The 20,880-nt window shown below is 41.8% G+C and carries 22 protein-coding genes and 1 other RNA gene; 16 read left to right on the forward strand and 7 right to left on the reverse strand.

Annotated elements, in window-relative coordinates; genetic code table 11:
- Positions 1 to 432: 432 nt before the first annotated feature.
- The gene (locus RMX98_RS00655; RefSeq protein ID WP_322679150.1) at positions 433 to 651 is read right to left on the reverse strand and encodes a hypothetical protein; all 219 of its coding nucleotides are present in this window, start codon (positions 649 to 651) and stop codon (positions 433 to 435) included.
- A 191-nt stretch (positions 652 to 842) separates the two neighbouring features.
- Positions 843 to 1,853, reverse strand: coding sequence for a site-specific integrase (locus RMX98_RS00660; RefSeq protein WP_322679151.1), 1,011 nt, complete (start codon positions 1,851 to 1,853; stop codon positions 843 to 845).
- A gap of 209 nt (positions 1,854 to 2,062) precedes the next feature.
- Between RMX98_RS00660 and RMX98_RS00665 the strand changes: the two genes are divergently transcribed.
- Together RMX98_RS00665 and RMX98_RS00670 are read left to right on the forward strand one after the other, a co-directional pair.
- Positions 2,063 to 2,317 carry a TIGR03643 family protein gene (locus RMX98_RS00665; RefSeq protein ID WP_322679152.1) on the forward strand — a complete coding sequence of 85 codons (255 nt, stop codon included), beginning with the start codon at positions 2,063 to 2,065 and terminating at the stop codon, positions 2,315 to 2,317.
- 141 nt (positions 2,318 to 2,458) lie between these two features.
- Positions 2,459 to 2,992, forward strand: coding sequence for a dihydrofolate reductase family protein (locus RMX98_RS00670; protein WP_322679153.1), 534 nt, complete (start codon positions 2,459 to 2,461; stop codon positions 2,990 to 2,992).
- A 212-nt stretch (positions 2,993 to 3,204) separates the two neighbouring features.
- On the opposite strand, the gene trxA is transcribed toward RMX98_RS00670, so the two are convergent.
- Positions 3,205 to 3,543, reverse strand: a complete 339-nt coding sequence (trxA, locus tag RMX98_RS00675; protein ID WP_322679154.1) for a thioredoxin — start codon at positions 3,541 to 3,543, stop codon at positions 3,205 to 3,207.
- A gap of 225 nt (positions 3,544 to 3,768) precedes the next feature.
- Positions 3,769 to 4,077 (reverse strand): hypothetical protein, encoded by a 309-nt coding sequence (locus RMX98_RS00680; RefSeq protein WP_409880922.1) that lies wholly within the window; start codon positions 4,075 to 4,077, stop codon positions 3,769 to 3,771.
- A gap of 207 nt (positions 4,078 to 4,284) precedes the next feature.
- Between RMX98_RS00680 and RMX98_RS00685 the strand changes: the two genes are divergently transcribed.
- Positions 4,285 to 4,500 carry a hypothetical protein gene (locus RMX98_RS00685; protein WP_322679156.1) on the forward strand — a complete coding sequence of 72 codons (216 nt, stop codon included), beginning with the start codon at positions 4,285 to 4,287 and terminating at the stop codon, positions 4,498 to 4,500.
- 166 nt (positions 4,501 to 4,666) lie between these two features.
- Here RMX98_RS00685 and RMX98_RS00690 read toward each other — a convergent pair whose 3' ends face one another.
- From RMX98_RS00690 to aroB, 3 genes are all read right to left on the reverse strand, one after another.
- Complete coding sequence (locus RMX98_RS00690; protein WP_322679157.1) at positions 4,667 to 4,987, reverse strand: hypothetical protein; 321 nt, start codon at positions 4,985 to 4,987, stop codon at positions 4,667 to 4,669.
- Between the two features lie 251 nt (positions 4,988 to 5,238).
- A complete protein-coding gene (locus RMX98_RS00695) occupies positions 5,239 to 5,817 on the reverse strand; it encodes a Uma2 family endonuclease (protein WP_322679158.1) in 579 nt (192 codons plus the stop codon).
- A gap of 224 nt (positions 5,818 to 6,041) precedes the next feature.
- Positions 6,042 to 7,199, reverse strand: a complete 1,158-nt coding sequence (gene aroB, locus RMX98_RS00700; RefSeq protein ID WP_322679159.1) for a 3-dehydroquinate synthase — start codon at positions 7,197 to 7,199, stop codon at positions 6,042 to 6,044.
- A 213-nt stretch (positions 7,200 to 7,412) separates the two neighbouring features.
- Here aroB and petL point away from each other — a divergent pair, with 213 nt between their 5' ends.
- The 13 genes from petL to RMX98_RS00765 all read left to right on the forward strand — a co-directional run bounded on the left by petL (position 7,413) and on the right by RMX98_RS00765 (position 20,742).
- Positions 7,413 to 7,508 (forward strand): cytochrome b6-f complex subunit PetL, encoded by a 96-nt coding sequence (gene petL, locus RMX98_RS00705; protein WP_099101760.1) that lies wholly within the window; start codon positions 7,413 to 7,415, stop codon positions 7,506 to 7,508.
- 268 nt (positions 7,509 to 7,776) lie between these two features.
- Positions 7,777 to 8,217, forward strand: coding sequence for an ATP synthase subunit I (locus RMX98_RS00710; protein WP_292873069.1), 441 nt, complete (start codon positions 7,777 to 7,779; stop codon positions 8,215 to 8,217).
- Between the two features lie 60 nt (positions 8,218 to 8,277).
- Positions 8,278 to 9,039 carry a F0F1 ATP synthase subunit A gene (gene atpB / locus RMX98_RS00715; RefSeq protein ID WP_322652708.1) on the forward strand — a complete coding sequence of 254 codons (762 nt, stop codon included), beginning with the start codon at positions 8,278 to 8,280 and terminating at the stop codon, positions 9,037 to 9,039.
- A gap of 148 nt (positions 9,040 to 9,187) precedes the next feature.
- The gene (gene atpE / locus RMX98_RS00720; RefSeq protein ID WP_012411162.1) at positions 9,188 to 9,433 is read left to right on the forward strand and encodes an ATP synthase F0 subunit C; all 246 of its coding nucleotides are present in this window, start codon (positions 9,188 to 9,190) and stop codon (positions 9,431 to 9,433) included.
- Between the two features lie 181 nt (positions 9,434 to 9,614).
- Entirely contained in the window at positions 9,615 to 10,046 is a 432-nt protein-coding gene (locus RMX98_RS00725; protein ID WP_322679160.1) for a F0F1 ATP synthase subunit B', read from the forward strand.
- Positions 10,047 to 10,234: 188 nt separating this feature from the next.
- A complete protein-coding gene (locus RMX98_RS00730; protein WP_322679161.1) occupies positions 10,235 to 10,807 on the forward strand; it encodes a F0F1 ATP synthase subunit B in 573 nt (190 codons plus the stop codon).
- Entirely contained in the window at positions 10,804 to 11,358 is a 555-nt protein-coding gene (gene atpH / locus RMX98_RS00735; RefSeq protein ID WP_322679162.1) for an ATP synthase F1 subunit delta, read from the forward strand. The genes RMX98_RS00730 and atpH overlap by 4 nt, the downstream gene beginning before the upstream one ends.
- Positions 11,359 to 11,569: 211 nt before the next feature.
- Entirely contained in the window at positions 11,570 to 13,084 is a 1,515-nt protein-coding gene (atpA, locus tag RMX98_RS00740; RefSeq protein ID WP_322679163.1) for a F0F1 ATP synthase subunit alpha, read from the forward strand.
- 96 nt (positions 13,085 to 13,180) lie between these two features.
- Entirely contained in the window at positions 13,181 to 14,128 is a 948-nt protein-coding gene (locus RMX98_RS00745) for a F0F1 ATP synthase subunit gamma (protein WP_322679164.1), read from the forward strand.
- A 171-nt stretch (positions 14,129 to 14,299) separates the two neighbouring features.
- Positions 14,300 to 14,690, forward strand: a transfer-messenger RNA (tmRNA) gene (gene ssrA, locus RMX98_RS00750).
- Between the two features lie 1,123 nt (positions 14,691 to 15,813).
- On the forward strand, positions 15,814 to 17,451 hold the full coding sequence (locus RMX98_RS00755; RefSeq protein ID WP_322679165.1) for a cytochrome b5-like heme/steroid binding domain-containing protein: 1,638 nt from the start codon (positions 15,814 to 15,816) through the stop codon (positions 17,449 to 17,451).
- Between the two features lie 90 nt (positions 17,452 to 17,541).
- Positions 17,542 to 18,852 carry a naringenin-chalcone synthase gene (locus tag RMX98_RS00760; RefSeq protein ID WP_322679166.1) on the forward strand — a complete coding sequence of 437 codons (1,311 nt, stop codon included), beginning with the start codon at positions 17,542 to 17,544 and terminating at the stop codon, positions 18,850 to 18,852.
- Between the two features lie 57 nt (positions 18,853 to 18,909).
- Positions 18,910 to 20,742 (forward strand): ATP-binding cassette domain-containing protein, encoded by a 1,833-nt coding sequence (locus RMX98_RS00765; RefSeq protein WP_322679167.1) that lies wholly within the window; start codon positions 18,910 to 18,912, stop codon positions 20,740 to 20,742.
- Positions 20,743 to 20,880: the final 138 nt, after the last annotated feature.

Raw genomic sequence — 20,880 nt, forward strand, 5'->3', positions numbered from 1 at the left:
AAGCGCCCTTAAACAACAACTTAAGTCCACAAGCTATAGGCTCACTTTACCCAAGTCTTGATGCGACATAGGCGTGGGCTGATGTGGCTGCTCTTGCATGGTGGGATGAGAACGCATGAGTATTAATACTTGCCCGCTTTAGTAGACAACATCAGTTTGGCTGATGTCCTTTGAGAACCAGAATTAGCGGTTTCCAAATTAAGCTTTCGCTCTAAAGAAACGGGTGCATCATCTGTTCCGCAATAGGTGAAAATAATCTGTTGTGATTGGTCAAAAGCCTTATACAGTAAGCGTTAAAAAGGCGAAAAACAGGGTAAATGTGATTGCTGTCGCCACCTATTACCCTAAGACACCTACCCTAAGACGACGGCTGAAACTCTGATGCTCTTGTATGGTGGAACGATAATGCATGAGTATTTATACTTACCCGCTTTAGTGTTTAACTGAGTCTAAAAGCTCTTGTGCAAGCCGTAGTTCTTCCTCTTCCTCTTGCCCCTTCATTGTGAAACTATAGAAAACCTTAGCTTTACTGAGGTAGCGCAAAGCTTTAGACACTCTAGCGTATTCGCAGGAATCTTTAGGAAACTGTTGACGGTATGCTTTCAGATTTTCGTATACCTCCGACAAAAGCTGAGTGGTGTTGCTGCTCACTTCGCACTCTCCTTACTGTTGCTGCACTCCAAAGTTTACCTTGCTTACAAGAGATTGGGAACCTCTAAGCTACTTACACAACCCGCGTAATGTCTCATGATTATCTCCGGGCTGTTGCCAACCCAACTAGCTATCTGTGTAATAGGCACGCCAGCCTCTATGCACTGGCTTATGAACGTGTGGCGAGTGTTTTAGAGACAACGATAGCGCTGTACTTTACCTTCGTCTACTAAAGTTGTGACTATACCTCTGTAAACCTTCTGACCATCTTTGCGCCCTTTCCATACTTTATTTGTAAACTCACTGTTATTCACTGGTAGACCTGTAGGCGAGGTAAACACCAGAGAATCAGAGCTTAGGTTAGTTGGTCGAATAGACAAGAGCAGGCTGGACAACTGTTGATTACAAGGAAAACGCCTACTTACACCAGTCTTTGTAGTCTTCCTAAGCTTAAGCTCACCATCGTAAGACTCACAGAAAGTAATCTGCGTGCAAGCTGAGTTGATGTGCTTCCACTGGAGGGCGATAGCTTCACCTGTGCGGCAACCAGTGAGAAACAAGAACTGAACAAAAGATAAGTAGTGTGGCTTGCGTTGGCGAAAGGCTTCTAAGATTGCAGTGCGTTCTTCTGAGGTGAATGGGTCTGTAGCTTTATGGTGCTTAGGTTGTCTCACATCAGCAGCCATGCCAGCAAAAGGATTAACAGTTATTAGCCCAGACTTCACAGCCCACGCACAACACGCCGCTAAACTTCTAAGTACTTTCTTTGCTGTAGCGGCGCTCAAGTTTAGAAGCAAGTAGTCTCTGATTACAATGACATCAGTTAAGCTTCTGGTTGGTAGCTTTCTCAAGTGGTAGGGGAACTTTCGTAAGTAGTCTTTTCTGTAGGTTGTCTCAGCTAATTGGTGTCTTTTGTATTCGGCATACATAAACCAAAGCTCTAGCAGCTCAGGTGTTTGCTTGTTGGTTATTACAACTGTCTTGGGTCTAAACTGTTGTTTGTATCGCTCTAAAGTTGGGTCTAGCTGTCCTGTCTTAATATCTTCTTCTATCTGCCAAGCGACCACCTGTGCCTTCTTAAGGTTTTCTGGTGTTGCGCCCAAGCCTGTGCTGATGTAACGTGAGCTTCCGACGGCGATAGCTCTTGGTAGTCTTAGCCTTAACTTACCTACTTTGTTTTCTATGCCCACTTCAGTAGCCATGTGGTAGCCGTTCCGCGATAACTGGGGTTAACTGCTAGGCTGGTGACTACTTATCATGAGGCTCGTGAGGTTCCAGCAAACTTTAGATAACTAGGAACCGAATATGCCAACCTTTATGCTCTGCAACTGGGTGCAGCAGACACAACGGTTATTCAAAACGAAAAGTAAAATAAATATATAGCTCAAATTTACTAATTGCCAGCAAAAAAATGAAGCTACCTAACCTCGATTCACAAACCATTGATCGCATCATTGAAATGGCATGGGAAGATAGAACATCTTTTGATGCTATTGAGGCTCAGTTTGGGCTACTAGAAAAAGAGGTAATCGCCCTAATGAGGCGTGAAATGAAAGAATCTAGTTTCAAGATGTGGCGAGAACGAGTTAGCAAACGCAATACAAAACATTTATCGAAACGAAAATTTATTGCAGGTCGGTTTAAATCGGATAATCAAAAAACCTAAGTAATTGGGTAAGCATAGGCGTAGCCCGTGTGGACATCGCTCTTTGGTGATATAAACCACCAAGGGCTAAAATGCTCTAGAAAGAATAAGCCTGCGAACGCTTGCAATTATTGAGGGAAAACTACCAAATTCAGAAGCACAATGACAAAAGTTACACTCTACATTGCAGCTAGTTTGGATGGCTACATTGCTCGCAGCAATGGCAAAATTGAGTGGCTATCAATCCTTGATACAGAAGATGAAGACTACGGTTACACTGATTTTTACGAATCGATTGATGCAATCGTCTTGGGTAGTAAAACCTATGAAGTAGGGCTTAGTTTCAATGAATGGCCTTATCCGGGAAAGAAATCCTTTGTTTTTACCCAGCGTCATCTCCAATGCGATCGCGAGGACGTTGTGTTTGTTTCTGATCCAGTAAAACAGGCGTTAGCAGATATAGAGGCTCAGAGTTTAGAAAACATTTGGCTAGTTGGTGGTGGAAAATTAATCAATTCGTTTCTTCAGCACAGCTTGATTGATGAATATATAATTTCAACTATTCCAATTATCTTAGGTGGCGGTATACCTCTTTTCCCACCGCCTAGCCCTGAAGAAGAATTGGAGCTTATTCACTCAAAACAATATCCTACCGGTTTACTCCAAACACATTATCGGCGAAAAGGGAAAATTTAAAATAATTCGTAATCCTTAATGATGCTCTCTACGAATTACGAATTACGAACTTGTACTGAGCGACTTGCCTTGACTTGTGCCGAGCGAAGTCGAGGTAGCGCAGTCGTTGGCGTGGTCACTGAGCGTAGTCGTTCGCGGAGCGTCTCGTAGAGAAGTGCAGCCTCTCGTAGAGAAGGGAGCCGAAGTATTACGAATTACGAATTACAAATTAACTAAAGAAGCTTCTGAACAGCATTGCTAAAGTCTTCGTAAGGAGAAACGCCCACTATAGTTTCTGCTAAAATACCATCTTTGAAAATTAAAACTGCTGGAATACTCCGAAGACCGAATTTTTTGAAAATTGGCTTATTGCTGTCAACGTCGATCTTAACCACTTTAGCCCGACCTTTGTATTCTTCGGCAAGTTGATCCATTAACGGACTGACTAGGCGACAGGGGCCACACCAAGTAGCAGTAAAATCAACAACAACGACTTTCTCTTCACTTCCATTTAAAACAACATCAAATTCACTCTCTTCAACGTAAGCAACTATGTCAGTATCAGTAGACATTTTTTAATTCCTTAGTGTCAAACTAAAATTTCAGCAAAAAGCTAACTATATAAACTATACTCCCTTCTGAGTGTCAGATTCATTAGTTACCTATATTGATTGGGAAAATACCTTAACTGAGTTTGGTTTCTCAGCGTATATTTAATAACTTAAATTTTTATACGTAGAGTGCGATCGCACCATAACAACATAGTCTAAAAGCCATACCTTCATGGCATAGAAGCGTCAATAGTCATCCTGTCGCTTAAACAATTCTAACAACCCAATTGTGCCAACAAAAAAAGTATAAGTAGCATATTTTATTGGTATTTTTTGTCTTGAAGGTGCATAAAAAGCTGCTATAATACTTTCGATAAAATGGCTCATCATCGCAAAACGCTCAATCCAAAAAATTGGATTAAGGCTGCTTGGTACATTAGTATTAGTGATTACTGCATAAATATTCCACGATTCCAATCCAATCGCGCTTGTTATAAGCACTGTAGATATAATTTTTATAAAGGTATAAATCTTTCTCTTGATATTTAAGTCCATACTGTTCATAAAAATAATGTTTATAGCGTTTCCTAATAATACAAGGTACATCATAGTCCCCTCCTTGTTAGTTTCGTCGAGGGGATTGGGTGTGAGGTTCTTTTAACTCACCAAGAACCGCTATATTTAAAAAATGACAAAAGTGTGGAATAATACATAGGTGAAAAATTTCATTGCCCTCCATACATTGATAATAAAAATAAACTTATGATTGCTCAACATTACAACTCAACTAATCTTGAAAATAATTTGCTAAAACAAATCAAAATTAAAGAAAATCAGCTAAAAATTGCACAAGAATCTGATATGATTCATGTAGCAGAAGAATTACAGAGTCAATTATTAAAGCTACAGTCTCAATTATCAGAACCGCAAGATCAAGACGTTGAAATTCAAGCCTTGATGAGTCTACTAGACGATTAAAATTGTAAATTGGTATTGCAAAGTTTATTGAAAAGACCAAATATTTTTAACCTAAAAGCAGAGCATAGCGATTCTGATGCCTGAGACTGTAGTTTATGTACTATGTCTTAAGAATTAACATTACAATAAGTAGCAATCTAAGGAGTCATAAAAGGATGATTCTTACTTAGATAAGACCTTGAGGTTTTTGCTGGGGATTCGGTTTTTTGATCTGTGGAACTGAATCAATCTTAAGAACAGGTTTAATTGAGCGCCGTTGTCCTTGCCTAAGAATTTGAATTTCTCTCTCAATTGAATCTTTTCCTTGCCTAAAAAATTCTTGAGAATTATATGGAACCAAGTCACGGGATAAATGTTGAGCTTGTCCTGGAGTCAAACTAGGAATAGCTTGTTCAGCATTGGCAGAAGTCTGTATAGCTAGCAAAAAAGCTGTTGAAAGCAATAAAGGTTTTATTTTTATACATCCGGCGAATATTAGGTTTAACATAATTGATGCATCTGTTGCGTGAATTTTGCTTCAAACCATCTTGTATTGGTCTGACTATAAGCAAAGTACACTTTTGGGGTTGCTAATTACCTCCTACAAATGGATGAATTAATTAGCTAAACTCTTATTACAGCGCACGTCAATCTAGCTACCATCTCAATTAACTAGCCAAGTTGCTCAAGCAAATTGTTAAACTAGGCAAACTTGCGCCATTTAAAATTTCGATCAATGTTAAGAGCAAGAAAATTGTACTATTGGGCATCTAATGGTATTTTCGCCTTTTGAAACACCTGCTCAACAGTAAATTGCAGCCCTTCAAACAAAAAATCCGTGAGTAGTTCTTCTCCCATATAAGTTTGTGGTGCTGCATCGGGATAAAAAACAGTAATGCTTCTGGCTTTACTATCTAATATCCACACTCGCAGCACCTTAGCATCTAAATAGTCTTTGGCTTTAGCCGCCATTTGTCCAAAAGTTTGCCCTGGGGAAATAATCTCAATCACCAAATCAGGAGGAACAGGACAAGCTTCATTTTCATCCCAGTTGGCGGGTAAACGCTCATAAGAAATGTATAAAATATCTGGAATTGGCATCCAATCTCGTCCTCGACGAGTTAAGGCAACAGCCCATTCCGGGCAAACTTCTCCTTTACCCTCACACGATTGCTCAATCAAATTGAGAATAACGCGGGTAAGTTTCGCGTGAAAAAATTTTGGTGACATTTTAGGAATTGCTTGACCATCAACTAGCTCATAAGTTATATCTCCCTCTTCTGGTGGAAGATTTAGAAACTCTTGCAAAGTTAATTGATTTTTGGCTTGGAGTATCATGGCTCATTAATTCGTAATTGAAGGACAGAGCAACTAACTTTTATTCTGACTTCTGTTAGCGGTAGCGGGGCGTTTAGCCCATTCTGACCCCTGAATTCTTTAGGAATCTGGTTTGATTACTGAAATTATTTGCGTAGATAGGCAATAGGCAAGAGGATTTCAGAAGATTAAGGTATACCGAATTTTTTTCAGAAATCAAATATGAGTCTTATTCTTCAAATTGTTTACATTCCTCGCAACACTTGCCGAATAATATCCGATGGTACTTCATCGGTAATTGTTACCACACCAATCTCTGTTGGTAAAACAAACCGAACTTTCCCGGCTTGGACTTTCTTATCTAATTGCAACGCCTCAATGATTGCTTCAATATCTACCCCATCTGGTAACTGAGTCGGTAAACCCGCTTTTTGAATTAAAGCATTTTGACGTTCCGTGTCTTTCTTTTGCCACAGTCCTAAATTCACAGCAATTTGACCGGCTGCTACCATACCAATAGCCACCGCTTCACCATGATTGACTAAACGATAACCAGTCAAACTTTCCACTGTATGACCGATGGTGTGTCCATAGTTGAGAATTGCCCGTAATCCGCCTTCTTTCTCATCTTTGCTAACAACATCAGCTTTTGCTTGACAAGAGCGCGTTAATATGCTGGTTCTTAGATCGGGTTTGACATAGCGGAGTTGGTCGAGGCGTTTACTTGCTTCCAACTGAGCAAACAATTCGGCATCCCAAATCACACCGTACTTAATAACTTCTGCCATCCCTGCCCGAAACTCGCGCATAGGTAGAGTTTTTAACACATCTGGATCAATCAAAACCAAACGCGGTTGATGGAATGCCCCAATTAAGTTTTTACCGTGTGGATGATTCACGCCAGTTTTGCCACCAATTGCCGAATCTACCATCGCTAACAGAGAGGTAGGCACTTGGACAACATTAATACCGCGTAGCCAAGTTGCGGCTGCAAAACCAGTCATATCGCCAATTACACCTCCGCCCAAAGCCACCATCGTAGAAGAACGTTCTAGGCGGTTTTCCAGGGCTACATCGTAGAGTTTTTGAATAGAATTGAGGGTTTTGTAGCGTTCACCAGGTGGTAGAGTGCAGCTAGCAACTTCAAAACCAGCAGATTTTAGGGATGTAATTGCTCTTTCGCCAAAATGCTTAAAAATCGTCGGATTAGAAACTAGCAGTACCTTCTTGCCCAGCTTGAGACTGGCCATCCGTTGACCCAGTTGATCTAAACTCGAAGGTGCGTTAGCGTCGCTCGACGTTCGCGTAGCGTCTCGTTCGTGCAGCGTCTCCGACAGGAGAAGAGAAGTTATCGCAATCTCATAAGACTGCTCTGGTAAATTTACATTAATTATAGAAGTCATTGCCCAAACCCAAACAAGCGCTTGTGGGCTGTATTGTATCGCAATCTACGAAATGGGCATAGGGGATTGCTAAGAAGCAGGCAAGCAGCAAAGAAGTTGTAGTAAGTATTTCTCCTCTACCCTCATGTCCTATGCCCAATGTCCCATACCCCATGCCCAATACCCAACAACTAATGATTCAATAGATTTAGGAAGTATTCTGGAGAGCAATAAATGTTTGCAATTGTATCTTATATCGTCTTCTTGGGTTTATTCTTTGGCTTATCTGTAGGATTGCTGTTCGGTCTACGGACTGCCAAAATAATTTAATCGAGGTATATTCAACCCAAAACTCTTGTGGGGGCGGGCATCTTGCCTGCCCTCAGTTGATAAATAGGCTATAAAACCTTTACTTTTTCACCAATTCCGGCAACGTGAACTTCATAAAATTGCTGTAGGCTTTAGTTCGTCGGTACTTACTGCCTGATGTTGACAAGAAGTTAATTGTTTTTTCCTAAAGTATTGTTACTGGATCGTGATATGATTCAGCTGACTGAATGTGCAGTCATCATATTTAACTGTACTGGTTTCAAGTCCCGTGAGCTTGTCTGACGAATCAATTGCGCCCACTCCGACAACGCAACAAGATGCTAAAACTGGTTCTGAAGACACAGAATCAGGTAACTCCATGCAAGAGTTCTATCAACTCTTTCAGCGATTATTGGTAATCACGCTTGTCTTGACGGGGGTTATTTTTATCTCTGTGTGGATTTTTTATTCCTTAAACATTGCCCTAAATTATTTAATTGGGGCGTGTACAGGTGTGGTTTACTTAAAAATGTTGGCAAGAGATGTTGAGCAGCTTGGTAGTGAAAAAACCAGTCTGAGCAAAACTCGTTTTGCTCTGTTTATTGGAGTCATGATCGTGGCAACTCGATGGCGTGAGCTACAGATTTTGCCCATTTTTTTGGGATTTCTAACTTACAAAGCCACGCTCCTCGTCTATATGGTGCAAATTGCGTTCATTCCTGATTCTTAAAAAGTCAGGCTCACAAAGATAGTAATCCCATCCTCGCTCGTTGGGGAAAATGCTTGAAGAATGCAAATGCTTAGTGTCTTAAACGCCTTTAATTCTTTTCCCCTCGCCGAATTAGAAGTAGGTCATCATTTCTACTGGCAGTTGGGCAATCTTAAAATTCATGGGCAAGTTTTTCTCACCTCATGGTTTGTGATTAGTATTCTAGTAGTGGCTTCAATTGCTGCTACTCGCAACGCACAAAGAATTCCCAAGGGCATCCAAAATTTGATGGAATATGCCCTAGAATTTATTCGCGATCTGGCCAAAAACCAACTTGGTGAGAAAGAGTACCGCCCTTGGGTGCCATTTATTGGCACATTGTTCTTGTTTATTTTCGTATCGAACTGGTCAGGTGCGCTAATTCCCTGGAAGCTCATCAAGCTACCTTCGGGCGAATTGGCAGCTCCCACCAATGACATCAATACGACTGTCGCATTGGCATTGCTGACCTCCTTAGCGTACTTTTACGCAGGTTTTAGCAAACGGGGTTTAGGTTACTTTAAGAAATATATAGAGCCAACACCTGTTTTGTTGCCGATCGCAATTCTCGAAGATTTCACCAAGCCCCTCTCCCTAAGCTTCCGACTATTTGGTAATATTTTGGCGGATGAATTGGTAGTAGCGGTGCTGGTGCTGCTAGTTCCTCTATTTGTACCTCTGCCTGTAATGGCCTTGGGTTTATTTACCAGTGCCATTCAAGCCCTGGTTTTTGCCACCCTAGCCGGAGCATACATTCATGAGGCAATGGAGGGGCATGGTGAAGAAGGACATGAGGAGCATTAAACTTCTCAGTTGATAGCACAGTTCCAAGAGCATATTCGCTCAAAACATCGCAAAGCGCGATCAAAGAACTCATGTGCAGCGTGAAAATCACGTTTCTAATCGTTAACGCACTTTTGTTAGTTTTGTAATCAAAGCAAGGAAAATCAACATGGATCCATTAGTTCAGGCTGCTTCAGTTCTCGCTGCTGCTTTAGCGATTGGTTTAGCTGCAATTGGCCCTGGTATTGGTCAAGGAAACGCTGCTGGACAAGCAGTAGAAGGTATTGCTCGTCAACCTGAAGCAGAAGGAAAAATTCGCGGTACTCTGCTATTAACCTTGGCATTCATGGAATCCTTGACTATCTATGGTCTAGTAATTGCCCTGGTATTGCTGTTTGCTAATCCTTTCGGCTAATACCTGAAATTTTTGTGAGTGTGGAGACGTGAACCATCACGCCTCTACAATCGAAATGTTTTAGGTATCTCAATAGTTATAATGTTCAGTTGACCCTTGTTGGCTATGGGTCTCTAAAATATCAAAGGTTGGATGACGTTGCTAGCCATGAACACTGCTACTCCAGCCAAAGAGGAGACAAATGTTTGATTTCGATGCTACCTTGCCCTTCATGGCATTGCAATTCCTGCTACTAGCAGCTTTGTTGAATGCAATTTTCTATAAGCCACTGACCAAGGTACTAGACGATCGCGATAATTATATCCGAACGAATACCCTTGAGGCGAAAGAAAGCTTGGCAAAAGCCGAGCGTTTAGCCGCCGAATATGAGCAGCAACTCGCAGACGCTCGCAGACAATCGCAAGCTACTCTAGAAGCAGCTCAACTGGAAGCTAAGAAAATTACTGCCGAGAAAATTGCTGAAGCCCAAAAGGAAGCTCAGTCTCAACGAGAACAAGCTTCTGTTGAAATAGAACAACAAAAGCAACAAGCTTTTAGCTCCTTAGAGCAACAAGTTGATGCTCTAAGTCGGCAGATTCTAGAAAAACTATTAGGGCCAACTCCAGTTAGATAAGCTAAGGAGATTGGTTCTGTGTAAAGCATACGCGCAACTGGCCCCTAGTCCAGAGCGCTTAATTAAGTGTCAAAAAAGGCACTTTTTCCCTTCGGGGAAAAGATACTTAATTTCCCTTTGGGGAAAAGATACTTACATTTCCCTTCGGGAAAATACAACGTATTAGCAAGCGAGCAGCGCACTTGTAAATGGGTATCATGGGGACATTCTTATTACTTGCCGCAGAAGCGAACGCTGTTCACTCTGAATTGGCAGAAGGCGCAGCAGAAGGTGGTTTCGGTCTAAACCTAGACATTTTTGAAACCAATCTGATCAATCTAACGATTCTGATTGGCATATTATTCTACTTCGGACGTAAGGTTTTAAGCAATATCCTGAACGAGCGACAATCCAATATTGCCACCGCAATTCAGGAAGCAGAAGGACGCTTAAAAGAGGCAAAGACTGCCCTTTCCCAAGCGCAAGAGCAGTTGAAACAATCTCAGGCAGAAGCAGAACGTATCCGCCAATCGGCCACAGAAAACGCCCAAAAGACGAAAGAAGCCTTGTTAGCGAAGGCAGCACAAGACGTAGAACGCCTGAAACAAACAGCAGCAGCAGATTTAAACACCGAAACAGAGCGAGCGATCGCTCAACTGCGGCAAAGAGTTGCTGCACTAGCATTGCAAAAAGTCGAATCGCAACTCAAAGGCGGGATTGCCGACGATGCTCAACAAAGTTTAATTGACCGCAGCATCGCACAACTGGGAGGCAATGTATGACAAGTCAAGTAGCAACAGCCGAAATAGCCCAGCCTTATGCACAGGCACTTTTGTCAATAGCGCAATCGAAAAATTTGACAGAAGAGTTTGGGGAAGATGCGCGGACTTTACTGGGGCTGTTAAAAGCAGACAAACAGCTACACAACTTCTTCAGCAACCCGTTTATTCAGGCTGAGAACAAAAAAGCTCTGATCAAACAAATACTCGGTGAAGGCTCTAACCCCTACTTACGCAACTTTTTGTTGGTGCTAGTAGACAAACGCCGCATTGCATTCTTGGAATCGATTTTTCAACAATATCTGGCGCTGTTGCGGCAGCTGAATCAAACCGTATTAGCGGAAGTAATTTCAGCCGTTCCCCTCACAGAAGCTCAACAGCAGGCAATTACAGAAAAAGTGATTGCCATAACTAATGCTCGCCAGGTAGAACTAGAAACTAGGGTAGACAGTGAGTTAATTGGTGGTGTGATCATTAAAGTAGGTTCGCAGGTAATTGATGCCAGTATCCGGGGTCAATTGCGTCGCCTTTCACTGCGCTTAACTAATAGTTAAGAGTTAGGAGTAGAGACGCGATTAATCGCGTCTGTACAGGAGTTAGGAGTAGAGACGCGATTAATCGCGTCTGTACAGGAGTTAAGAGTTAAGTAAATACTAATTTATTTTGACTTTTAACTTTTAAGCTTTGCTTTTTTAACTCATCACTCTTAACTCATCACTCCTAACTCTTGAATTTTTCCGTCTCGAAAGCAAACAAGATAGACACATGAGCATATCAATTAGACCTGACGAAATTAGCAGCATTATCCAACAACAAATCGAGCAATACGATCAAGAGGTCAAAGTTGCTAACGTTGGTACCGTCCTACAAGTAGGTGACGGTATTGCCCGGATCTATGGTCTGGAAAAGGCTATGGCTGGGGAACTCTTAGAATTTGAAGATGGCACAATTGGCATCGCCCAAAACTTAGAAGAAGACAATGTGGGCGCGGTGCTTATGGGTGAAGGGCTAGAAATTCAAGAAGGTAGCTCTGTAACCGCTACTGGTAGAATTGCTCAGATTCCGGTAGGAGAAGCCTTAATTGGACGAGTTGTAGACGCTTTGGGTCGCCCCATTGATGGTAAGGGAGACATTAAATCCTCAGACAGCCGTTTGATTGAATCTCCAGCACCCGGTATCATTGCTCGTCGTTCAGTACACGAACCCATGCAAACGGGTATCACAGCTATTGACTCAATGATTCCCATTGGTCGCGGTCAACGGGAATTGATTATTGGCGATCGCCAAACCGGTAAAACTGCGATCGCGATCGACACAATCATCAACCAAAAAGAAGAAGATGTAATTTGTGTCTACGTTGCGATCGGTCAAAAGGCTTCCACAGTCGCCAACGTAGTACAAACATTGCAAGAAAAAGGCGCACTTGATTACACCATCGTCGTCGCCGCTAACGCCAGCGACCCAGCAACCCTGCAATTCTTAGCACCCTACACAGGCGCAACTATTGCGGAGTACTTCATGTACAAAGGCAAAGCGACCCTGGTAATTTATGACGATCTCTCCAAGCAAGCCCAAGCTTATCGCCAAATGTCACTACTGCTGCGTCGTCCACCCGGACGCGAAGCTTACCCCGGAGATGTATTCTACATTCACTCCCGCTTGCTAGAAAGAGCCGCAAAACTGAGTGACGAATTAGGTAAAGGCAGTATGACCGCCCTACCAATTATCGAAACCCAAGCTGGTGACGTTTCAGCATACATCCCCACCAACGTAATTTCTATTACCGATGGTCAGATATTCCTGTCTTCTGACTTGTTTAACGCTGGTATCCGTCCAGCTGTGAACCCCGGTATTTCTGTATCCCGCGTGGGTTCTGCGGCACAAACCAAGGCAATGAAAAAAGTTGCCGGGAAGATTAAATTGGAACTAGCCCAATTTGACGACCTGCAAGCCTTCGCTCAATTTGCTTCTGACTTAGATAAAGCCACTCAAGACCAGTTGGCACGGGGTCAACGGTTACGCGAACTCCTCAAGCAGCCACAAAATTCGCCACTCTCAGTATACGAGCAAGTAGCAATTTTATACGCTGGTATCAATGGGTATTTAGATGACGTTGCCGTAGATAAAGTCACAAGCTTTACCCAAGGTTTGCGCGAGTACTTAAAGACTGGTAAGTACGCCGAAGGAGTAAGAGCCTCCAAAGCGCTAGGTGATGCAGAAGAAGCTGCCTTAAAGGAAGCACTTACCGAATACAAGAAGACCTTCAAAGCAGCAGCGTAATTAAAGTGAGGAGTGAAGAGTTAAGAGTTAAAAGTTAATGAAATACTCCTACCTCTTAACTCCTAACTCCTAACTCCTAACTCCTAACTCAAGAATATGCCCAATCTAAAAGCAATACGCGATCGCATTCAGTCGGTCAAAAACACTAAAAAAATTACAGAAGCCATGCGTCTGGTAGCTGCGGCTAGAGTGCGCCGGGCGCAAGAACAAGTGCTAGCAACTCGCCCCTTTGCCGATCGCTTGGCACAAGTATTGTATGGTTTGCAAAGCCGTCTGCGCTTTGAAGAAGCAAACCTACCACTGCTGAGAAAACGCCAAGTTAAATCAGTCGGGTTGTTGGTAATTTCAGGCGATCGCGGTCTATGCGGCGGCTACAATAGTAACGTTATCCGTCGTGCAGAAAATCGCGCCAAAGAAATCCAGGCAGAAGGTTTAGACTATCAATTTGTGATCGTCGGACGCAAAGCTACACAGTACTTTCAACGCCGCAATCAGCCAATTGATGCCACCTACAGCGGCTTAGAGCAAATTCCCACCGCAGCAGAAGCCAATCAGATCGCCGATCAACTACTTTCTTTGTTCCTTTCAGAAGAAGTCGATCGCATCGAATTAATCTATACCAGATTCATTTCCTTAGTTAGCTCCCGTCCTGTGGTACAAACCTTACTGCCCCTCGATCCCCAAGGTCTAGAAGCAGGCGATGATGAAATCTTCCGCTTGACAACTCGTGGTGGTAAATTTGAAGTCGAACGGGAGAAAGTGACTAGCCAAGCCCGCACGTTGGCTCCTGACATGATCTTCGAGCAAGATCCCGTGCAGATTCTCGATTCTCTATTGCCCCTGTATCTGAGTAACCAGCTATTGCGGGCGCTACAAGAATCGGCAGCTAGTGAACTAGCTGCCCGGATGACAGCTATGAGTAATGCCAGTGAAAATGCTGGTGAATTGATTAACACCCTCACGCTGTCCTACAACAAAGCCCGACAAGCTGCAATTACCCAAGAACTCCTTGAAGTTGTGGGCGGTGCTGAAGCACTAACTTAGAAAAATACTTGTTGTGGATCGTCATAAATAGCCAATCGCTAATTTTAAAACCATTAACGATTGGCTATTTTGAGTAATGGCAGCCATATATCGTGACTTTGATAATTACGAATTACGAATTACGAATTACGAATTAAGAATCGCGTACTATAATTGAAATATGAAGCGCATGGGTCCGTCACGGTTTCGACAGGTTGGCGAACGCTGCTCTGTGATTCAGGTCGAGAGTGAGTCTCCTCTCGCAAATCAAAGGCTCAAACAAAAAGTAAATGCGAATAACATCGTTAACTTTGCTCGTAAGGATGCTCTAGTAGCAGCCTAAAACACCTCTTATAGGTTCGAGCGTCTTCGGTTTGACTCCGTTAAGGACTGAAGACCAAACCCCAACGGATGCTCTAGCAAGCGTTCTCTGGTTGGCTTGCTGGCTAAGATTAAATCAGAGCATCCTACGTTCGGGATAATGAACGATTCCCGCCTTGAGGGTCAGAAAGGCTAAACCTGTGAATGAGCGGGGGGTCAATACCCAATTTGGACAGCAGTTCGACTCTGCTCGGATCCACTAAAAATAGTTAACAAGTCCACTTGACACTGTGATGTGTAAGTGGACTTTGTTTTATGGAAAACTCCATCATAATTTTCTATAATGCACAGCTAACGTGAGCTTCCAAGGAACGACATCCGTTATGCCTTAAGAGAAACTAATCTAGTTTCCTAGAAATTCGATGGCTCATATATATAGATAGCGTCTCCTAATTATATAAGGTACATCATAGTGGTTGCTCTTAGGGTGGTGGCATACCGTTCGGTTAAGGAATTTTTTGGTTGAAGCAGGCAGAGAAGAGAAGCAAGGAAAGAGAAGAATTACTGAACAATAACCCTCTTTCCTCCCCTGCCTCCCCGAACCGTATTCAGGGGGAGCAACGCGAAAAAGTGAGATCATCGTCCAATGAGCAGGGGGAGCAGGGGGAGTAAAGAGAAATATTTAGTAATTTTTGCTGCCAAGATAGTCCAAAATACACTTAATTTCTTGATTCCCCCCTTGCCTCCTCTGCATCCCCTGCCTCAAGAGCTTACCCACCTCACTCTCATCGCATTGCTCCCTATTCAGGGTAGTGGGGTTTTTTTAGCTCACTCAACCGAGAACCGACATAGCATACTACTTAACATATTTAACACTCAAATTTAGATGTACTTCCTCTGTGCATCATCATGTAGACAGGATTACAGGAAACTGCATTGTAATTCAATGGGTAATATTGCAAAAATACCAATTACAGATTGATCACCCCTAGTTTTCCCCGATTGATTTCTAATGTTAAGAGCATCAAATAAAGCTTGTCTTGAACAAGTATGGATTGCAGTTTATGGCGTGAAATTTTCGTTTAGATGTAACACTCCCTTTAGACGCACATCTGTGCCCTCCTACTAGGAAAGACTATATAAACACGCAGACTTCGCGTTGCAAATTGCTTTCATTAAGAAGTCAAATTGCCACTACTGAGTTTTCCCCCAGGTTAAATAAGAGCAATCAAACTTCATTACTGTGTTTGATTGCATCTCGGCTAGATGCCTACATAAGTTTAGATTTGATACATCAAGTAATGAAAAACTGCACTCATGCGTCAGAAAAGATGCGTCATGAGCAACATAAGCACGTTCAAAAATATTCAGGAGTATCAGTTATTATGAATGCAATAGTACAGGCTTTTAAGCATATACAAATCTTCAGACAGAGAGAGAAAGATCAAAAAATTTCCGAGCTTGTTTTTGCTCACGATACAAGCATTGCTGAAGATATTAGCCGTGTCAAAAACCAGGAAAAGCCACAACTAGCTGCTGATGCAATTGTAAAAGTACCTCCAGCTATTATGCCTAATGCCAACAGTCACGAAAAGCTGCAACATCCTCCTGGTGAAATTGGTAAAGAGCCTCCACCTAATTTGCCTAATATATGGATTTACGACGGCGAAGTATACGACCTATCCGACTTTATTAAACGGCATCCAGGCGGTGAATTCTTCATTGGACGTATGAAGAATAGAGATATCACGACACTGGTTAATATCTTTCATCCTAATCCCGAAAAGTCTAAAAGAGTCCTCAAGAAATATGCTTTGGGGCGAAAAGCTAGACCTGAAGACGTTCATCCCAAATACAATGCTCCACCATTCTTATTTCGTGAAGGTTTTGATGGCTGGAGAGATACACCAAAGTTTAACTTCCAAAATCAAGAGCAACTGCTGAATCGGATTAAGGCAAGGATAAACGAGCCAGAAATGAAAAAAAAGATTGAGCAAATGGACTTCATTTTTGATGTAGTGACAATCATTTTGCTCGTTGTCTATATTCTTGTGCAAGTGCTGCGGTTAAATTTCATGCAGTATATGCCAATTTATCTCTTTGTTCCACTGATGGCGGCTCTGAGAATCTCCCTCACAGGTGCTGGTCACTATCTAATCCATCGCGCTCAAGTTCGCTTCAATAAAGTATTTGCACATATTTTTGATATTAGCTACGTTCCAATGGCTTTCGTCGTAACTGATGGTCATACTTTAATGCACCATCCATTTACCCAGAGTCAAGTTGATATCAAGAGAAACGTTTTCACAGCCATGTTAGAACTGCCTCGTTTCTATCGAATTCCAGTTCATACCGTACATAAACTTGGTCACGTACTCACTGGGATGTTTGTGCGATTGATTGAGATATGTACATTAGCATTCAAGTTTGGTGTCAAAGATATGTACGGCTCTTGGCAACGAGGTTTACCTCATTATATCGGCACCTTTTCTATGCGAGTAATTCTTGTTGGCGAGTTGATTTTGTTTTGGATGAATGGCGACTTTGGAGCTTGGCTAGCACAATTTGTTTTGACTCTATGGATCAGTACTTTCATGATTGTCGCTAGCCACGATTTTGAAGAAGAAGAAATCGATCCGTCAGAAGATTGGGCAGTATCCCAAATTAGAAACTCCTATGATTTGACTATGATTGGCAACAAGTACATTGACTGCTTTTTATCAGCAGGTCTTAGTCCACATCGTGTACACCATGTGCTTCCCTACCAAAAAAGTGGTTTTGCAAATATTATCAGCGAAAATCTTGTCCGAGAAGAGGCAGAGAAATTTAACGTTGTCTGGTCACAACCAAAGAACTTTTTCTTTGAGCGTCTGCCAATCTTGGTAAAACATTATTTGTTAGGGCCATCAAGAACGGCAAAAGAAAATAACTTTGGATTATTGAAAGAACATTTTCACCCACAACAATTAATGACATCGGCGAAATATGTTATCCAAGGTTTTCTTGGTATCGGTTCCATCTGATCAAAAAACACAGTTGTTATTAATAGCAACTGTGTTGTTAAAATCCTGAGATTGACCAGAAAAATTGCAAATAAAAAGGAGAAAAATTGGATGAATACTAAAAAGACCTTAGTAATGCACAACAAAGTAAATAATTTACCTGTTGTTAAACCAACCGAAATTAAAAACAAATATAGCTCTTCTAAACTTGGTACGATTAGGTTAAAGCAGTTTTTACCGATCATTGAGAGCATAGCAACTGGTACCCCCGACAACATCGTTCAACAATCTGACGCAGCTGGATTAGTTGCCAATATTCCTAGATTGGAGCAAAATCGATGCCGGATCGATAAGCTTTATAAAAATACTCGAATTGATACAAGACACCTAGCGGTTAACTTATTATCCAATGAAGCGATCGCTCACGGGTACAGTAAGACCATTCAATCTCGAATGCAGATGTATCAAGAGTTTGCTGTTCCCCTAGCTGAACGGGTTGCTAAAAAAGCACTCTTAACTGCCTCTGAAAGTATGAAGACAAACAATCATTTGTACTCAGATATGAACATCGAAGATCACATCCGCCTAATTGTTTTTGTATCGAGTACAGGCTTCGTAGCACCCGGAATAGATACAGAATTGATTAAAAGCCTTGGACTCAGGCGAGACACAGCGCGAGTAACAGTGAATTTTATGGGTTGTGCAGCCGCAATGAATGGACTGCGTGTTGCTAGCGATCATGTGCGAGCTAATCCAACACATAAAGTCCTTGTAGTATGCCTGGAACTAAGCTCAATCAATGCAGTGTTTGAAGATGAAATGAATGATGTTATTATTCATAGCATTTTTGGCGATGGATGTGCCGCAGTAGTTGTCGGAGCTTGTCAACCAGAGCAAGCAATCGGTCAAGGTAAAGTCGTCATTAGAGATCACCTAAGTTACCTTGTTGAAGATACTGAAGACGGCATCGTTCTTGGCATACGGGATAATGGGATTACTTGTCAGCTTTCGCGTCAGTTGCCTGATTATATTAAGACTGGTGTTAATCCAATTATCGAACGTTTTTTAGCAAGCCACGAGCTTACTAAAGAGAATATCGATCTTTGGGCTATTCATCCTGGTGGCACACGCATTATTCAGAATTCACAAGATTCTTTGGGACTCACTGATAGTCAAGTCGCTGATAGTTGGGAGATACTTCGTCAGTATGGCAATATGCTTAGTCCCTCAGTATTATTTGTCATGGAACGTATGCTCTTTAGTAGCGAAAATAATTCTGCTGCTGATAAAGAATACGTGGGGTTAGACAACCCGAATCACCATTGGAAAGATTCAACTGAACAAACAAAAGCATTAACTGGAATTGCCTTTTCATTTTCACCAGGAGTTGGAATAGAAGGAATTCTATTTCAAAAAGTTTAAAAAATCATCTTGATATTATAAACGCCACAGTTTTGAGCCATCGTAAAGGACACAAGTATGAGATTTATTCGATTTCTTTGGGAAATATCATGGCGGAGTATCTTGATTGCAACTATCACAGGTTTAATTAGCGGTGGTAGTAATGCAATGCTGATTTCACTCATAAATCGGGCTGTCAGTCAAGCATCACTCCCCAATGCACTGTTATATTTTGCGGCATTAGCTCTTTGTACTCTCTTCACAAGTACTGTCGCGCAATTCATGCTGATTAATCTATCACAAAATGCCATCTACCAATTGCGAATTAGGTTAGGTAAAAATATCTTATCTTCACCTTTAGAACATCTAGAAAGACTTGGAGAAAATCGTTTACTTGCAACATTAACTGATGATGTTCGAGTCCTTTCGCACGCTGTATCTGCAATTCCTAGTATCTGTATCGATCTCGCTACTGTTTTGGGATGTTTATTCTACCTATCTTTGATTTCCAACATTATATTTGTATTGACGATCGCCACATCTGGAGTAGCTATTTGGTGTGTCCAAACTAGACTCAGCAAAGCACAACATTTGTTCTCTATAGCACGTGAAGAAGAGGATAATTTATTCAAGCATTTTCAAGCTATCACTAGGGGTACTAAAGAGCTAAAACTACACAAAACCAGACGAGAAGATTTTTCCTCTAAGAACTTGCAAGGTAGTGCCACAAAACTGCGTCAGAAAAATACTACCGCAATGCAAAGTTTTGCGATCGCTAATGGGTTAGGGCAATTTTCACAGCTTTCTAGTTTAGCTTTGATTCTTTTCATATTGCCCTGGTTTATTCATATCCCACTTTCAATGTTGTCAACCTATGTCCTCACTACTACCTATCTATCCCTGCCACTCCAGAACTTATTACGCAGATTACCCGATCTCTTGCAAGGTAATGTTGCATTGCAGAAAATTAACATGATGAAGCTGTCATTAACCAGCCAAGCAGAAGTTGACACAACAATTAACTCCTACATTGTCAAACAACCTAGTCAAATTGAACTGAAACTCGAACTCGATCGCGTAAGCTATCTTTATCACCCTAATGGTGATGAGAAAGGGTTTCTTTTGGGGCCAAACAATCCATCTTTGCCCCCAGGACATAAGCCTGGAAAAGGACGTAAACCCAGAGATATGCATCCGCCTCGTGGCAAAGATAAAGAGTTTCTCTTAGGGCCAAATAGTCTACCTTTACCGCCAGGACATAAGCCTAGAGATATGCATCCTCCTGTCGACGATGAACAGGGATTTCTCCTAGGCCCAATTAGTCTAACTTTGCAGCCGGGACAAATAACATATATTGTGGGTGGTAATGGTAGTGGCAAGTCAACGCTAGCTAAATTGATTACAGGATTATATCCGCCTAAAAATGGGTCAATTTATCTCGACGGAGTACTGATTACGGATGAAAACCGGGAATGGTATCGCCAGCATTTCTCTGCCATCTTCTCTGATTTCTACCTTTTCGATAGCTGTTTGGGATTCAATCATCCGAATCTTGATCGAGAAGTTGAAAGTTATCTAAAGCAATTGCAATTAGACCATAAAGTTCAAGTGAGAGATGGTGTTTTATCAACAACTAACCTATCCCAAGGGCAGAGAAAGCGCCTTGCATTGCTAACAGCTTATCTAGAAGATCGTCCTATTTATTTATTCGATGAATGGGCATCTGACCAAGAGCCACACTTTCGAGACCTGTTTTATAGGCAGAGTCTTGTCAAACTCAAGGAACGTGGTAAAGCAGTTATAGTAATTACCCATGATGACCGTTACTTTCACCTCGCCGACCAAATTATTAAGCTCGATTATGGTAAGGTTCAACCTAACTATATTCCAACAACTAGCCACCTAAGTTAAGGCAGAGTTGATAAATTAAAATCATCGAGTTAAAATTTTCAACTCTTTAGATTGAAGAAATTTATCTGAGGGTAATATTACCAAAATTTTCTGAAGTTACGTGTTTCTGAAAAAATTCAGTAAAACTCAAAGGGGTTT

This window comes from Nostoc sp. DedQUE02 (assembly GCF_034531035.1).
Lineage (GTDB): Bacteria > Cyanobacteriota > Cyanobacteriia > Cyanobacteriales > Nostocaceae > Nostoc.

What these genes read in the sequence shown, in the direction of transcription:
- RMX98_RS00660 (WP_322679151.1), bottom strand. Translation starts at nt 1,853, where the DNA reads ATGGCTACTGAAGTGGGCATAGAAAACAAAGTAGGTAAGTTAAGGCTA.
- RMX98_RS00665 (WP_322679152.1), top strand. Translation starts at nt 2,063, where the DNA reads ATGAAGCTACCTAACCTCGATTCACAAACCATTGATCGCATCATTGAA.
- RMX98_RS00670 (WP_322679153.1), top strand. Translation starts at nt 2,459, where the DNA reads ATGACAAAAGTTACACTCTACATTGCAGCTAGTTTGGATGGCTACATT.
- trxA (WP_322679154.1), bottom strand. Translation starts at nt 3,543, where the DNA reads ATGTCTACTGATACTGACATAGTTGCTTACGTTGAAGAGAGTGAATTT.
- RMX98_RS00680 (WP_409880922.1), bottom strand. Translation starts at nt 4,077, where the DNA reads ATGGACTTAAATATCAAGAGAAAGATTTATACCTTTATAAAAATTATA.
- RMX98_RS00685 (WP_322679156.1), top strand. Translation starts at nt 4,285, where the DNA reads ATGATTGCTCAACATTACAACTCAACTAATCTTGAAAATAATTTGCTA.
- RMX98_RS00690 (WP_322679157.1), bottom strand. Translation starts at nt 4,987, where the DNA reads ATGTTAAACCTAATATTCGCCGGATGTATAAAAATAAAACCTTTATTG.
- RMX98_RS00695 (WP_322679158.1), bottom strand. Translation starts at nt 5,817, where the DNA reads ATGATACTCCAAGCCAAAAATCAATTAACTTTGCAAGAGTTTCTAAAT.
- aroB (WP_322679159.1), bottom strand. Translation starts at nt 7,199, where the DNA reads ATGACTTCTATAATTAATGTAAATTTACCAGAGCAGTCTTATGAGATT.
- petL (WP_099101760.1), top strand. Translation starts at nt 7,413, where the DNA reads ATGTTTGCAATTGTATCTTATATCGTCTTCTTGGGTTTATTCTTTGGC.
- atpB (WP_322652708.1), top strand. Translation starts at nt 8,278, where the DNA reads ATGCAAATGCTTAGTGTCTTAAACGCCTTTAATTCTTTTCCCCTCGCC.
- atpE (WP_012411162.1), top strand. Translation starts at nt 9,188, where the DNA reads ATGGATCCATTAGTTCAGGCTGCTTCAGTTCTCGCTGCTGCTTTAGCG.
- RMX98_RS00725 (WP_322679160.1), top strand. Translation starts at nt 9,615, where the DNA reads ATGTTTGATTTCGATGCTACCTTGCCCTTCATGGCATTGCAATTCCTG.
- RMX98_RS00730 (WP_322679161.1), top strand. Translation starts at nt 10,235, where the DNA reads ATGGGTATCATGGGGACATTCTTATTACTTGCCGCAGAAGCGAACGCT.
- atpH (WP_322679162.1), top strand. Translation starts at nt 10,804, where the DNA reads ATGACAAGTCAAGTAGCAACAGCCGAAATAGCCCAGCCTTATGCACAG.
- atpA (WP_322679163.1), top strand. Translation starts at nt 11,570, where the DNA reads ATGAGCATATCAATTAGACCTGACGAAATTAGCAGCATTATCCAACAA.
- RMX98_RS00745 (WP_322679164.1), top strand. Translation starts at nt 13,181, where the DNA reads ATGCCCAATCTAAAAGCAATACGCGATCGCATTCAGTCGGTCAAAAAC.
- RMX98_RS00755 (WP_322679165.1), top strand. Translation starts at nt 15,814, where the DNA reads ATGAATGCAATAGTACAGGCTTTTAAGCATATACAAATCTTCAGACAG.
- RMX98_RS00760 (WP_322679166.1), top strand. Translation starts at nt 17,542, where the DNA reads ATGAATACTAAAAAGACCTTAGTAATGCACAACAAAGTAAATAATTTA.
- RMX98_RS00765 (WP_322679167.1), top strand. Translation starts at nt 18,910, where the DNA reads ATGAGATTTATTCGATTTCTTTGGGAAATATCATGGCGGAGTATCTTG.